Below are 13,146 nucleotides of genomic sequence, written 5' to 3'. Positions count from 1 at the left end.
GCCCGCATCCGCCGCGCCACGGCCGCCCGCCAGCCACTCCTCCTCGATGGCACCATCGCCGGCGGCGGGCCCTGCGCCTGGGCGCTCGAAGACCACCTCCGCGCTGGCCTCCCCGCCTTCGCCACCCCCGAGGCCGCCCAGACCCTCGACGACGATCTCGACCGCGTGCGCGAGCTAGGCGTCACTATCGTCTCGCCCGACGAAACCCGCGGGTTCGCCGGCGCCCGCGTTACCCTCCGCGACCTCGACCTCGATGCCATCCGCACCGCCCTCGCCGCTTTCGAAGTGCCCACCGGCTTCGACGGCATCGCGATCGGCTGCCTCGACCACGGCGCCGCGCCGCCGGGCACCTCCGACCGCGTCTTCCGCTTCGAACACCTCGCCCGCACCGTCGCCGCCCGCAACGATCTCCTCGCCTTCGCCACCGCCCCCGAGGCGCTGCCGCCCTACCTCACCCGCGCCCGCGCCATGGCCGCGGCAGCAGCCGCCGAGGCCCCCACCGCGTTCATGGATACTGGCCCGGCGGCCGCCCTTGGCGCCCTCCACGATGAACGCGTCGCCGCCGAACCCGAACGCATCGTCCTCAATCTCGGCAACATGCACCTCCTCGGCTTCCACCTCCGCGGGCGCACGATCGCCAGCCTCTTCGAGCACCACACCGGCGAGGTCACCAGCGAGCAGGTCGAAACCTTCACCCGCCGCCTCGCCGAAGGCACCCTCACCAACGAAGAGATCTTCACCAGCAAAGGCCACGGCGCCCTCCACGCCGACCGCTCCCTCGTCCGCCCCGGCCTCCCGCCGGTGGTCGCCGTCACCGGCCCCCAGCGCGGCCGCCTCGCCGGCTCCGCCCTCCGACCCACCTTCGCCGCCCCCTTCGGCGACATGATGATCAGCGGCTGCTTCGGCCTCCTCCGCGCCTTCGCCGAGGTCCACCCGTGGGCCCGCGACGCCATCGAGGCCCGGCTCGGTCAGCTCGCCGCCTGAGACATCCCGCCCGGCCCGCGCCGCCGCACCGGCTCCCAGCGCACCACGTTCTTCCCCGTCCGCTTCGCCGAGAGCAGCAGGTCATCCGCCCGCCGGAGCACCTGGTCGAGCGATTCGCCCGGCTGCCGCACCGCACACCCGACCGAGATGGACGAGGGCGTCAGCCGCATCACCGCCGACCGCAGCCGCTCCGCGACGACCAGCGCCGTGGCGAGGTCCGCACCCGGCATCGCGACCACGAATTCCTCACCCCCGTACCGCGCCAGCAGGTCACCGTCGCGCAGGTGCGCCCGCAGCACCGCTGCCACCCGCTCGAGCACCGCATCCCCATGCAGGTGCCCGTGTTCATCGTTCAGCCGCTTGAAGTCGTCGATGTCCATCATCAGGATGGCATAGCCGCCCCAGCGCTCTGCATCCTGCTCCACCACATCGAGGAAGTGCCGCCGGTTCGCAAGCCCGGTCAGCCCGTCAGTCTCCGCCAGCACGCGCGCCTGCCGTTCCGCTTCCCGCCAGCCCGCACCCACCGCGTGCGCCAGCGCGCCGATCATTGCCGTCAGGACCACCATCGCCCCGAAATCCCAGCTCAGCACCGGCGCATCGTGACGCCACCGGGTGACCGCCTGCACCCCGGCCACGTTCGCCACCACCAGCAGCACCACCCACAGGTACGGCACCCCGTGATACCGGCGCGCATACCCCACCAGCGCATACAGGTAGACCGCCCAGAACGGCGTGAACGGGTCGTTCAGCACCAGCATCCCCGCAGTGACGCAGCTCACGTCGAACAGCGGCAGCGTGTTCTCCACCAGCGGGATGGGCCGGCCCCGCGCCCGCCAGCGCACCACGTAGAGCGTTCGAACCAGGTGAAAGCCCGCGACCCAGCCCACCGCCGCCCGGGTCCATCCCGGGTGATTGCCGAACCACCCCAGCAGCTCGCCGGCCACGAAGAACGCCGCGATCGCGCCCTGCAGCGCCATCACGTGCATCTCCAGCTTCGCCCGCTCCGTCGCGGGCAGACCGGGCCGCGCTGGCATGGCCGTTGCCGCCCAACGCTCTTCCCGTTTCACCTTCATTGCTCTAATTCGGCCCGCGCCGGACGCGAAACAGCACGGTTCCCGGTATGCCACCCGACCGTTACTCCAGCCGGACCCCGGAATTGCCGATACTTACCGTTCCTTCCCCGCCTGCCCTGCTCGCATGGCCCGGTCCAGCACCTCGACCGTGTGCAGCACCTCGGCATCGAGGCCGGCCTCGCGCACCGCCCCCAGGTACTGCAGGTAGCAGCCCGGGTTCCCCGTCACGATGACCTCCGGCCCCGCCGCCCGGAAGGCGTCCGCCTTCCGCTGCCGCAGCTCCCGCGACATCCCCGGCTGCACCAGGCTGTACAGGCCGGCCGCGCCGCAGCATACGTCCGCCCTCTCCGTCTCCACCAGCGAGCAGCCCTCGAGCGCCCGCAGCAGCGCCCGCGGCGCCTCCCGGATGCCCTGCACGTGCGCGAGGTGGCAGGCATCCTGGTAGGCCGCGCGAACGGCGAACCGCCCGCCCGGCTGCCACCCCCGCTCCGCCAGCAGCTCCGTAACATCCCGAACCCGCGCCGCGAACGCCCGCGCCCGCTCCGCCCAGCCGGGCTCCCCGGCCAGCAGCTGGGGGTACTCCTTCATCGCCGCGCCGCACCCCGCCGAGTTGACGACGATCGGCCCCGCGGTCCTCTCGAACGCTGCAATGTTCGCCTTCGCCAGCCGCCGCGCGAACGCCAGGTCCCCGTCGTGTGCGTGCAGCGCCCCGCAGCAGCGCTGACCTGCTGCCGCCTCGACCCGCGCGCCGCACGCGGCCAGCACCCGGGCCGTCGCCCGGTGCACCTCCCCGAACAGCTCTCGCATCACGCACCCCAGGAACAGCTGCACCGGCTCCTCGCCCCCTGGCGGCAGGTCCGTCGCCCGGAACGGCCGACCCTGGTTTGCCGGCAGCTGTCGCTCGAGCTCCGCGAGCCGGCCCCACAGCAGCAGTCGTGCCGCCCCCCGCAGCCGCGACTCGGCGAACCAGCGTGCCGGCGCCAGCGCAGCCGCCAGGGCCCGCGGTCGCGCCACCACCTGCCGCAGCACGAACCGCCGCAGCCGCATCGCCCACCGCCCCCGCGGCGGCGCCGCCTGGAGCTGTGCACGGGCGTGCTCCTGGATGCGCCCGTAGGCCACCCCGCTCGGGCAGGCCGCCTCGCAGGCACGGCACTGCAGGCAGCGCGACCAGTGCTCCTGCACCGTCGCGGTCAGCTCCGCGCGTCGCTCGTCGATGAGCCGCGCCAGCTGGATGCGCCCCCGAGGCGATTCCATCTCCAGCCCGGTCACCAGGTAGGTCGGGCACGCCGTCAGGCAGAGCCCGCAATGCACGCAGCGGCTGAGGTCCGCCGTCGCCGGCGCCTCCCCCGGGACCGGCCAGGCGCCCCGCCCTTCAGATGCCACCGACGAGCCTCCCGCGGTTCCACCGCCCGGCCGGGTCGAAGGCGGCTTTCGCCCGCTGCAGCAGGTCGAAGTGCGCCGGCGCATCGCCCCACGGGTCGACGTCCTCCCGGTAGCGCGCCGGCATCCGTTCCACCACCGCAAACCCCCCGACCCGCCCTGCCGTCCTGCGCACTGCAGCCATCACCCCCCGCAGCTCGCGCGAGGCCGGCCCCCCGCGCCGCGTCGCCGAGGCCCGCACCAGTCCAGCCAGCGGCCGTACTACCATCGCCTCCGGCCGCATCGCCAGCAGGCCCTCCGCCAGCTCCCCCAGCACCGACCACGTCCCGTGCGCCCGCACGCGAAGCACATCCTCCTGCCCGAACCCGAGGTCCCGCACCTGTTCGTACCGTCCCGGTGCCCAGGGCTTCACCACCCGCCCGCCGAGCGCGCCCGCAGCTGCCTCCGCCGCACTTGCGGCGACCCGCAGCACCAGCACCCATTGGCCTGCCTGCCACGCCAGGTCCGCCACCTCCGGCCACGCGCCGGCCGCCGTCATGCGCCGCACCAGCTCGAGCCCGTCCGCCAGGTCCGCCACCGCAGTCTCCCACTCGACCGTCTCCGCCACCGGCCACGTCCGCACCGTGACCTCAACGATGACCCCAAAAGCCCCCCAGGAGCCGCACCATAGCCGGCACAGGTCGAACCCCGCCACGTTCTTCACCACCCGGCCGCCTGCCCGCACCAGCTCGCCGTCCGCCTCCAGCACCGTCATCCCCAGGACCTGGTCCCGCGGGGCGCCGAACCGCCCCCGCCATGGCCCCTCCGCTGCGGCCGCCAGCGTCCCGCCTACGGTCGCCCGGCCCGGCAGCGGCGGGTCCAGTTTCAGCTCCTGCCCCCGCGCGCGCAGCACCGCGTTCACCTCGTCGAGGGTCAGCCCCGCCGGGACCGTCGCCGTCAGGTCCTCAGGCCAGTGCCGAACCTCCCCGGACAGCGCCTCCCGCAGCTCCACCGCCGCGAACGGCTCCGCCGGCGGATACCCGACGTCGAGCTGCGTCCCGCCGCCCACCGGGACCAGGACCTCCCGGGCCGCGCGCACCAGCGCCGCCAGCTCAGCCAGCGACCCGGGCCGCTCCACCCGCGCCGGCGCCGCCCCCGCGACCGTCAGCACCGCACCCTCAGACATACGCATCCTCGCCGGCCGCCCGAAGCGCCGCCGCCGACTTCCCCGCCTCCCCGCAGCCCGTGCCCGCCGGGAACACCTTGCACGGGTTGAACAGCCCCGCATCGGCCCCGAAGACCTCCCGCAGCCGCGCCATCGCCGCAAGGTCCCGCTCCGAAAACAGCCACGGCATGAACTCCCGCTTCTCCGCGCCGATGCCGTGCTCCCCGCTGAGGGTCCCGCCCTCCTCCACGCAGACCCGCATGATCGCCGCCGCCGTCTCCAGCACCCGTGCCGGGGCTCCCGGTTCGCGCTCGTCGAACAGGATCAGCGGGTGCAGGTTCCCGTCCCCCGCGTGGAAAACGTTCGCAATCCGCAGGCCGGAGGTCCGCGAAATCTCCGCCACCCGCTCCATGACCGCCGCCAGCCGCGAGCGGGGCACGACCCCATCGACGATGTAATAGTTCGGTGCCAGCTGCCCGAGCGCCGGGATCGCCCCCTTGCGCCCCTTCCAGAGCAGCGCCCGCTCGGCCGCATCCTTCGCCACCCGCACCTCGCTCGCACCTTGCTCGAAGCACTCCGCCCGAACCCGCGCGGCCTCCGCGGCAGCCTGCCCGTCTGGCCCGTCCAGCTCCACCAGCAGCACCGCGCCGGCCCCCTCCGGGTAGTCCACCGCAAAGCGCGCCTCCACCGCCTCGATGCAGAGTCGGTCCATCATCTCCATCGCCGCCGGGATGATCCCCCGCGCGATAATGCTCGACACCGCCCCGCACGCCTCCCCAACTGTCGGGAAGGCCGCCAGCAGCGTCACCACCGAGGGCGGCACCGGCACCAGCCGGACCACCACCTTCGTCACAATCCCCAGCGTGCCCTCGCTTCCGATGAACGCGCCCCGGAGGTCGAACCCCGGCGACTCCAGCGCCCGCCCGCCGAGCCAGCGCACCTCCCCGGCTGCCGTCACCACCTCGAGCCCGCAGACGAAGTTCTGCGTCACGCCCAGCGCAAGACAGTGCGGCCCGCCGGCGTTCTCCGCCACGTTCCCGCCGATCGTGCAGGCCGCCTGCGAGCTGGGGTCCGGCGGGTAGCAGAGCCCGAAGCCCACCGCCTGCCGCGAAATCTCGAGGTTTGCCACGCCCGGCTCCACCACTGCCACCCGGTCGACCGGGTCCACCTCCAGCACCCGCCGCATCCGCGCGGTCGAAAGCACCACCCCCCGCCGTGCCGCCACCGCCCCGCCGCTCAGCCCGGTGCCCGCCCCGCGGGGCGTCAGCGGCACGCCCAGCGCCCGGCAGGTCCGCACCACCCGGGCCGTCTCCTCGGCGTTCGCCGGCAGCACCACCGCGTGCGGCACCGACCGCTCCACCGTCCCGTCAAACTCATAGGTCGCCAGCTCCTCCGGGCGCCACACCACCCACTCCCGACCGACCGCCTCCGCCAGCGCGGCGACCAGCTCACGCCTCGTTGGCATCGCCCGGCTCCGACATCCGGCACTCCCGGCACACCCCGAACACCGCGAAATGATGCACGTCGGCCTCGAAGCCGAAGTCCGCAAGCAGCCGCCGCTCGAGCTCTTCGAAATACGCGTGCCCGATCTCCGCCACATTGCCGCAGCTCGAGCAGATCAGGTGATGGTGCGGCGCTTCGGGCGCCCATTCGAACAGCACATCCCCCGACCCCATGTCGGTCGAGGTCACCAGCCGCATCCGCTTCAGCACATCCAGCGTCCGGTACACCGTGCTCAGGTCCACGAACGGGTGCTCCCGGTGCACCTCCTCTGCGATCTCCGCCGCGCTCATGTGGCGCCCGCCGTGCCGCAGCGCCCGCACAATCGAGAGCCGCTGCGGCGTCAGCCGGTGCCCCGAGCGTCGCAGGATCTCCGCAATCTCCGCATCGCAGCTCATGCCCGCAGTCTACGTCCGCCCCGCCGCCCGCGCATGCCTGCGCAACCCGCCCCCGCCTGCCGAACTTGCAGGCAATGACCTCGCCCGATGACGCCTGGCTCCGCGCCGCACGGGCCCGCGCCGCCGACGGCAGCTGGGAGCGCTCCGCCGACGAGATCTTCGCCGAATTGCGCGCCTCCCGCCCCGGGCGGCCCGCGCCCGCTGGGGCGCCCTGCTGCCCCGCCTGCCCCGGCCGCCCGGCGCTCCAGCCATTCCACCGCCGCGAAAACCCCGCGCCCGAGCCCTTCTGGCTCTGCGCCCGTTGCGCAGGTGCCTGGGTGCCCCGCGCCGCCGCCGTAGCCCCTGCCGATCCCGCCGACCTGCCCGCGGGGCTGCTCGCCGCAACCGCCTGGAAAGCCCCGGAGCACCCGCCCGGCCGCCCCTGCCCCGCCTGTTCGCTTCCCCTGCAGACGCTCCCCGGCGCCGTCGCGCTCGACCAGTGCAGCGCCTGCGGCGGTACCTGGTTCGATGCCGGCGAATTCGCCGCCCTCCACGGCCTCGCTTCCCCGCGACCGCCCCGCGAATCGGAAGCAGCCGTCGACCAGCCGGCCGACATCGGCGACGCAGCGTCGCCCTGGCTGGTCGCCCTCGACCTTCTCCTCAGGCTCGCCGGGGCGCGGTTCGGCCTCAGGCTGTGAGCGGCGCCCGCCCGGCCGCCAGGATCCGCTTGAACGTGTACAGGTACGGCGCCCGCTCGCCAAGCGACTCCAGCAGCCGCGCCCGGTAGCGCGCCATGTACCGGTCGAACAGCCTCCCCTCCATCCGCGACGCATAGTCGGTCAGCAGCGTGCCCCGCACCCACTCCACCACCTCCGCCGTCGAAGCCAGCCGGTGGCAGTACACCTGCAGCCGCACGGTCAGCCGTTCGAACCCGAGCCCATCCATCAGCTCCGCGTACCGCTCCGGGGGCAGCACCGGCCACTCCCGCACGTAGCCGCCCAGCGCCAACCGGAACGGCTCCTCGCCGGCGACCTCGTGCGCCAGCAGGTGGGACGGGTGGTCGGCATTTGCCGGCACCTGGAAGGCCAGCTGCCCGCCCGGCGCGACCAGCCCCGCGACCCGCGGGATGAGCTGCTCGTGGTCGGGCAGCCACTGCAGCGCCGCGTTCGAAAACACCACGTCGAACCGCTCGCCCTCGCCAAACGTCGCGATGTCTCCTTCCACGAACAGAAGGCCGTCCCCCGCGAACGCGGCGCTGCGCTCCAGCATCGCCGCGAGCGGTCCACCCCGATCGTCTCCGCCGCGCCCGTACGCTCGTGCAGCACGCGCGTCAGCTCGCCCGTGCCGCAGCCGAGGTCGACCACCCGGCCGCCGGGCGCCGGCTCCACCAGCTCGAGCAGGTCGAAAAACGGCTGGCTCCGCTCGTCCCGGAAGCGCTCGTACTGGGCCGGGTCCCAGTCCCGGCTCACTTCACCACCCCCGCCTGCCGCAGCCGCGCGATCTCCTCGGCGCCGAGCCCGGCCCACGTCGAAAGCACCTCGTCCGTGTCCCCACCGTGTTCCGGCATCGGCCGGCCGACCACCGGCGGCGTCTTCGACAGGTGGATCGGCGAATTCGGCAGCTTCAGCGTCCCCGGCAGGCCGTACGGCAGCGGGATATCCACCAGCATCCCCCGCGCCGCCACGTGCGGGTCGTCGAACAGGTCCGCGATCGTGTTCACCTTACCCACCGAGCAGCAGTTCGAGCCCTCCAGCACCGCGAACCACTCGTCCGTCGTTCGCTCCCGGAGCGTGCGCGTCAGCTCCTCCTCCAGCTCGTCCACGTGCTCCAGCCGCCCCCGGTTCGTCACGAACCGCTCGTCCACCGCGAGGTCGTCTCGCCCGAGCAGCGCGCAGAACAGCTCCCACTCCTTCACGTTGGCGATGACGATCCAGCCGTCCTTCGTTTCGAACGGGCCGAACGGCGCGAGCAGCGGGTGGCGGCTCCCCTGCCTGGTCGGGTGCTCCCCAAACGCCGAGTGCCGCACGATGGCGTTCTCGCAGAGCGCCATCTGCGCTTCCATCAGCGCGACATCCAGCAGCTGCCCCTCGCCCGTCACCTCCCGTGCACGCAGCGCCGCGAGGATGCCCAGCGCGAGATACAGTCCCCCGACCATGTCGCCGATGCTCACGCCCACCCGCAGCGGCGGCCCGTCCCGGTACCCGTTCAGGCTCATCGTCCCCCCCATCGCCTGCGCCACCGCATCCACCGCCGGCAGCCCCGAATACGGACCCGTCTGCCCGAAGCCGCTCAGGGCCGCGTACACCAGCCGCCGGTTCTCCTTCCGCAGGTCTTCGTAGCCAAGCCCCAACCGGTCCATCGTGCCCGGCCGAAAGTTCTCTGTCACCACGTCGGCCGCCCGCGCCAGCCGTCGCACCAGCGCCCGCCCCTCCTCCGTCTTCAGGTCGATGGCGATGCCCTTCTTGCCGCGGTTCGGGCTGAAGAAAAACGTCGAAATCCCCTCGTAGTACGGCCCGAACCCCCGCTCCTTCTCGTGTGTACCGGGGTGCTCAACCTTCACCACCTCCGCCCCAAGGTCCGCGAGCTGCATCGTCGCGAACGGGCCGGCGAGCGCCCACGTAAAGTCCAGCACCCGGATGCCTTCCAGCGGACCCCGCACCGCGCTCACCTCCCCCGGAACTGCGGCTCGCGCTTCTCCGCGAAGGCCCGGCCGCCCTCCGCCGCATCCTCGGTCTTCATGATCTCCGCGTACAGCCGCGCCTCCAGCCGCAGCCCTTCACGCATCGGCAGCTCCCAGCCGCCCTCGTAGGCGGCCCGCTTCATCGCCCGCAGGGCCAGCGGCGCGTTCTTCGTGAGCTTCTCCGCCCAGCCCAGCGCGAACTCGAGCAGCTCCCCCTGCGGCACCACCCGGTTCACCAGCCCGTAGCGCAACGCCTCCTCCGCGCTGATGCGCTCCGCGAACAGGATCAGCTCCATCGCGAGGCCGAAGGGGATGTAGCGCGCGAGCCGCTGCGTCTGCCCGCCGCCCGCCACGATCCCGCGCTTCGCCGCCATCGTCCCGAAGGTGGCGTTGGGGCTGGCAACCCGCACATCGCACGCCAGCGCCAGCGCGAGCCCCGCGGCCAGGCAGTGGCCGTTCACCGCCGCGATCACCGGCTTCCAGATGCCCTCCGGCGTGAGCCTGCCGCCGCCGCGCTGCTGGCTCCAGTCGTTCGCCTCGTCTTCGGCGCTCTTCACAAGGTCGCGCCCCGCGCAGAAGGCCCGCTCCCCCGCGCCGGTCACCACCGCCACCAGCAGCTCATCGTCCTGTTCGAACCGGTCCCACGCCTCGCCCAGCTGCCGGTACATCTCCGGGTCGATGCTGTTCATCGCCTCGGGGCGATCGAGCGTGATCAGCAACGTGCGGTTGCGGCGTTCGGTGCGGACCGGCATGCCGCCGATCCTACCCCTCCAGCGCCTCCTGCGCCCGCACCTCCGCGCCGGCCCCGTCGCCCAGCGCCGCCAGCACCCGCGCCTTCAGCGCCGTGAAGTCCCCGGTCGTCACCACCCCCGGGTGCCGCGGTCGACCCAGCCCCACCGCCACCTCCTCCACCACCCGCCCCGGCCGCGGCGAAAGCACCACCACCCGGTCGGCCAGCACCAGCGCCTCCTCCACGTCGTGCGTCACCAGCAGCACCGTCCGCGGCTCGAGCGCCAGCACCTCCTGCAGCCAGGCGTGCATCCCCCGGCGCGTGATCGCGTCCAGCGCCCCGAACGGCTCATCCAGCAGCAGCACTCCTGCGGGCGTCAGGAAGGTGCGCAGCAGCGCCAGCCGCTGCCGCATGCCGCCGCTCAGCTGTCCCGGCCAGGCCTGCTCGAAGCCCTCCAGCCCGAAGACCCCGAAGAGCCCCTTCGCCCGGGCGCGCGCCTCCTTCCTGGGCACGCCCCGGACTTCCAGCCCGAGGGCCGCGTTCGCCAGCGCCCGGCGCCACGGCAGCAGCAGGTCCTTCTGCGGCATATAGGCCACCAGCCCCGGCCGCCCGACGCAATCCTCCCCCATCACCCGCGCCGTCCCGCCGGTGGGCACGAGCAGCCCGGAGAGCACCCGCAGCAGCGTGCTCTTCCCGCAGCCGCTCGGCCCCACCAGCGCGACAAACTCCCCGGCGCCGACCTCGAGGTCGATCCGCTCAACAGCCGCTACCTCACGCCCCTTCGACCGGAACGTGTGCCGCAGGCCCGCTACCTCGATCGCCGGCGCCGTCATCACCACGCCCCCTTACCGCTTCGGCAGGAACTCGTTCGTGAACGCGGCGTCCACGTCGATGTCCTTCTCGATCAGCCCGGCCCGCTTGAGGTACTCGGTGAAGCGCACCCAGACCTCGCGATCCTGCAGGCCCCAGGGCCGGCCCGGGTCAACGTAGCGGGTCGAAAGGTACTCCGCGCTCACCTCCAGCAGCGTGCGGTCGGATTCCGGCGCGCCCTTCATGATCGCGTCCGCCGCGGCCTGCGGGTCCTCCATCGCCACCTCGAAGCCGCGCACGGTCGCCTCCATGAACTTCCGCACCACCTCCGGCTTCTCCTTGATCATCCGCTCGCTGGTCACCAGCAGCGGTGTGTACCAGTCCGGGATGCAGTTCGTGTAGTCGATGAACTTCAGGCTGCCGACATCCTTCTTCTCAACCTCCTTCGCCCGCATCACATCCCAGAACTCGAACACCCAGACGAAATCGAACCGGTTCTGCTCCATCCCCGAGAGGTAGTCCACATTGCCCACCTCCACGAACTTGATCTTCGAGGGGTCGCCCCCGTCGCACTTCACCAGCTCCGAAATCAGCTGCCGCTCGAGCACGCCCCCAAAGCCGCCGTACGTCTTCCCCTCGAGGTCGCGCGGGCGCGTGATCCCTTCGCTCCTGAGGAAGTACAGCGACGAATCGTTGTGCTGGATGAGCGCCGCCAGCGCCACCACCGGCACCCCCTCAGCCCGCGCCGGGATCACCGCTTCCTGCTCCATGATTCCGAAGTCCGCCTGCCCGGCCGCCAGCACCTGCGCCGTCCCCCCGGCCGCCGGCTCGATAATCTTCACATCGAGCCCCGCGTCCCGGTACCACCCCCGGTCCAGCGCGATATACATCCCGCTGTGGTACGTGTTCGGCGTCCAGTTCAGCATGAACGTCACCGGCTCGAGCTTCTCGCTCCCACCGCCGCCGTCGTCATCGTCCCCGCCGCAGGCGGCCGCAGCCGCCAGCCCGAACGCTGCCAGCGTCCCCGCCAGCAGCCAGCGCAACCATCGACTCATTCCGTTTCCTCCTCGGATTTGATGTACATCCATGGCGTCGCCAGCCGCGCCGCCACGTGGACTGCCGCGAACAGCAGCATGCTCAGGAGCGCAATCAACACCACCGCCACGAACACCCGGTCCACCCGGAACGAGGTCTGCGCCCGCGTGATGAACAGCCCCAACCCCGAGCTCGCGCCGATCCACTCGCCCACCACCACGCCGCCCACCGCGTAGGCCGAGGCGATCTTCAACCCCGCGAAAAACCCCGGCAGTGCTGCCGGCACCGAGACATCCCGCAGCACCCGCCAGCGCGAACCCCCCATCGACCGCACCAGGTCCACCATCTCCCGGTCGGCCCCCGCCAGCGCGTCCGCCGTCGCCACCGCCACCGGGAAGAAGCCCCAGAGCGCCACCACCAGCACCTTCGGCGTCATCCCAAACCCGAACCACACAATCAGCAGCGGCGCCAGCACCACCATCGGGATGGTCTGCGAGACCACCAGCAGCGGCATGAGCACCCGCCGCACCAGCGGCACCGAAACCACCAGCACCGCGATGGCCACGCCCGCCGCCGTCCCGTACACCAGCCCCAGCACCGCCTCCCCCAGCGTCGTCCGCATATGCTCCGGCACCAGCCCCTTCACCTCCCAGAAGGCCCGCCACACCCGGCTCGGCGCCGGCAGCAAGTACGCCTCCGTCCCCGAAAGGCGAACGTACGCCTCCCACCCCGCCACCAGCAGGGCGAGCAGGACCGCCGAGGGCCCGTAGGCCCACAGCAGCCGCCGCCCGCCACGCGCAACCCCCGCGGCAGCGTTCACCCGCGCCCCTCGCGGAACTTGGCCGTCAGCGAGTCCATCGTCGGCGGGTTCGGCAGCCGCGATTGCGAGAACTTCACGAACGACAGCACGCTCTCCGCCCCCGCCGCCAGGCAGGCCTCGTGCGCCGCCCGCACCACCCGCCACACCTCATCCGGCTCGCCTTCGAACGTCGTCCCCAGCGCCGAGACCTCATACTTCAGCCCCGACTCCTGGATGACCGCGATCGCCGCTTCGACAAACGAATACGGCGCCCCCGGTTCACCCGACGGCCTTGGCAGGCATTCAATCTCCACAATCACGCAGCGGCTCCTCTCCGCTGCCCGGTCCGCCGGGGAGCCCCCTGCCCCGGCCCCGCCCGGCGGCGTCATTGCCGCCCAAAACGAAACGGAGCCCGGGGAAAGCCGGACTCCGTGCACCTCTTACGAGTCGCTCGGCCTCCGTTTCGCTTTCCCTCCGCACGTCCGAACGTGGTCAGGTTCAAGGGGTATGATCTCAGCCCGCCCGGCGGGCACCCCCAGCGAACACGAACAGCGCTATTGAGTTGTCCCCCACAGCCTAGCCGCTCCATCGCTGCCCTGCAACGGCTCCGCTTACCCACCTGACACCACCTCGT

14 protein-coding genes, 1 pseudogene and 1 riboswitch are annotated in these 13,146 nt (G+C 72.4%); of the genes and pseudogenes, 2 read left to right on the top strand and 13 right to left on the bottom strand.

What is annotated here, in order from left to right; translation table 11 throughout:
• A partial coding sequence (locus VAE46_RS06980) for a DUF1786 family protein (RefSeq protein ID WP_322796202.1) occupies positions 1–984 on the top strand: 984 nt, incomplete at its 5' end.
• On the opposite strand, the gene VAE46_RS06975 is transcribed toward VAE46_RS06980, so the two are convergent.
• The 5 genes from VAE46_RS06975 to VAE46_RS06955 form a co-directional block, all read right to left on the bottom strand.
• Positions 969–2,051 (bottom strand): GGDEF domain-containing protein, encoded by a 1,083-nt coding sequence (locus tag VAE46_RS06975; RefSeq protein ID WP_322796201.1) that lies wholly within the window; start codon positions 2,049–2,051, stop codon positions 969–971. The two genes, VAE46_RS06980 and VAE46_RS06975, sit on opposite strands and share 16 nt — an antisense overlap.
• Before the next feature lie 99 nt (positions 2,052–2,150).
• Positions 2,151–3,440 (bottom strand): (Fe-S)-binding protein, encoded by a 1,290-nt coding sequence (locus tag VAE46_RS06970; protein ID WP_322796200.1) that lies wholly within the window; start codon positions 3,438–3,440, stop codon positions 2,151–2,153.
• Positions 3,430–4,602 carry an FAD-binding oxidoreductase gene (locus VAE46_RS06965; RefSeq protein ID WP_322796199.1) on the bottom strand — a complete coding sequence of 391 codons (1,173 nt, stop codon included), beginning with the start codon at positions 4,600–4,602 and terminating at the stop codon, positions 3,430–3,432. The genes VAE46_RS06970 and VAE46_RS06965 overlap by 11 nt, the downstream gene beginning before the upstream one ends.
• A complete protein-coding gene (locus tag VAE46_RS06960; protein WP_322796198.1) occupies positions 4,595–6,046 on the bottom strand; it encodes an FAD-linked oxidase C-terminal domain-containing protein in 1,452 nt (483 codons plus the stop codon). The genes VAE46_RS06965 and VAE46_RS06960 overlap by 8 nt, the downstream gene beginning before the upstream one ends.
• Positions 6,030–6,479, bottom strand: coding sequence for a transcriptional repressor (locus VAE46_RS06955; protein ID WP_322796197.1), 450 nt, complete (start codon positions 6,477–6,479; stop codon positions 6,030–6,032). The genes VAE46_RS06960 and VAE46_RS06955 overlap by 17 nt, the downstream gene beginning before the upstream one ends.
• 74 nt (positions 6,480–6,553) lie before the next feature.
• Between VAE46_RS06955 and VAE46_RS06950 the strand changes: the two genes are divergently transcribed.
• Positions 6,554–7,156 carry a zf-TFIIB domain-containing protein gene (locus VAE46_RS06950; protein WP_322796196.1) on the top strand — a complete coding sequence of 201 codons (603 nt, stop codon included), beginning with the start codon at positions 6,554–6,556 and terminating at the stop codon, positions 7,154–7,156.
• Here the strand turns inward: VAE46_RS06950 and VAE46_RS06945 are convergent.
• The 8 genes and pseudogenes from VAE46_RS06945 to VAE46_RS06915 all read right to left on the bottom strand — a co-directional run bounded on the left by VAE46_RS06945 (position 7,146) and on the right by VAE46_RS06915 (position 12,832).
• On the bottom strand, positions 7,146–7,727 hold the full coding sequence (locus VAE46_RS06945; protein ID WP_322796195.1) for a methyltransferase domain-containing protein: 582 nt from the start codon (positions 7,725–7,727) through the stop codon (positions 7,146–7,148). The genes VAE46_RS06950 and VAE46_RS06945 overlap by 11 nt on opposite strands.
• 32 nt (positions 7,728–7,759) lie before the next feature.
• Positions 7,760–7,822, bottom strand: a pseudogene (locus VAE46_RS13545) (hypothetical protein); the annotation flags it as partial.
• Between the two features lie 101 nt (positions 7,823–7,923).
• Positions 7,924–9,117, bottom strand: a complete 1,194-nt coding sequence (locus tag VAE46_RS06940) for a CaiB/BaiF CoA-transferase family protein (RefSeq protein ID WP_322796194.1) — start codon at positions 9,115–9,117, stop codon at positions 7,924–7,926.
• A 5-nt stretch (positions 9,118–9,122) separates the two neighbouring features.
• Positions 9,123–9,890: an enoyl-CoA hydratase/isomerase family protein gene (locus tag VAE46_RS06935; RefSeq protein ID WP_322796193.1), complete on the bottom strand. Its 768-nt coding sequence runs from the start codon at positions 9,888–9,890 to the stop codon at positions 9,123–9,125.
• A 10-nt stretch (positions 9,891–9,900) separates the two neighbouring features.
• Positions 9,901–10,701, bottom strand: a complete 801-nt coding sequence (locus tag VAE46_RS06930; RefSeq protein ID WP_322796192.1) for an ABC transporter ATP-binding protein — start codon at positions 10,699–10,701, stop codon at positions 9,901–9,903.
• A 12-nt stretch (positions 10,702–10,713) separates the two neighbouring features.
• Positions 10,714–11,733 carry an ABC transporter substrate-binding protein gene (locus tag VAE46_RS06925; RefSeq protein ID WP_322796191.1) on the bottom strand — a complete coding sequence of 340 codons (1,020 nt, stop codon included), beginning with the start codon at positions 11,731–11,733 and terminating at the stop codon, positions 10,714–10,716.
• Positions 11,730–12,533, bottom strand: a complete 804-nt coding sequence (locus tag VAE46_RS06920) for an ABC transporter permease (protein ID WP_322796190.1) — start codon at positions 12,531–12,533, stop codon at positions 11,730–11,732. The genes VAE46_RS06925 and VAE46_RS06920 overlap by 4 nt, the downstream gene beginning before the upstream one ends.
• Positions 12,530–12,832 carry a thiamine-binding protein gene (locus VAE46_RS06915; RefSeq protein ID WP_322796189.1) on the bottom strand — a complete coding sequence of 101 codons (303 nt, stop codon included), beginning with the start codon at positions 12,830–12,832 and terminating at the stop codon, positions 12,530–12,532. The genes VAE46_RS06920 and VAE46_RS06915 overlap by 4 nt, the downstream gene beginning before the upstream one ends.
• A gap of 131 nt (positions 12,833–12,963) precedes the next feature.
• A riboswitch (TPP riboswitch) is annotated at positions 12,964–13,059 on the bottom strand.
• Positions 13,060–13,146 lie beyond the last annotated feature (87 nt).

The sequence above is a fragment of the Tepidiforma sp. genome (assembly GCF_034433535.1).
GTDB lineage: Bacteria > Chloroflexota > Dehalococcoidia > Tepidiformales > Tepidiformaceae > Tepidiforma.
This window is presented reverse-complemented; position numbering and strand designations above follow the sequence as displayed.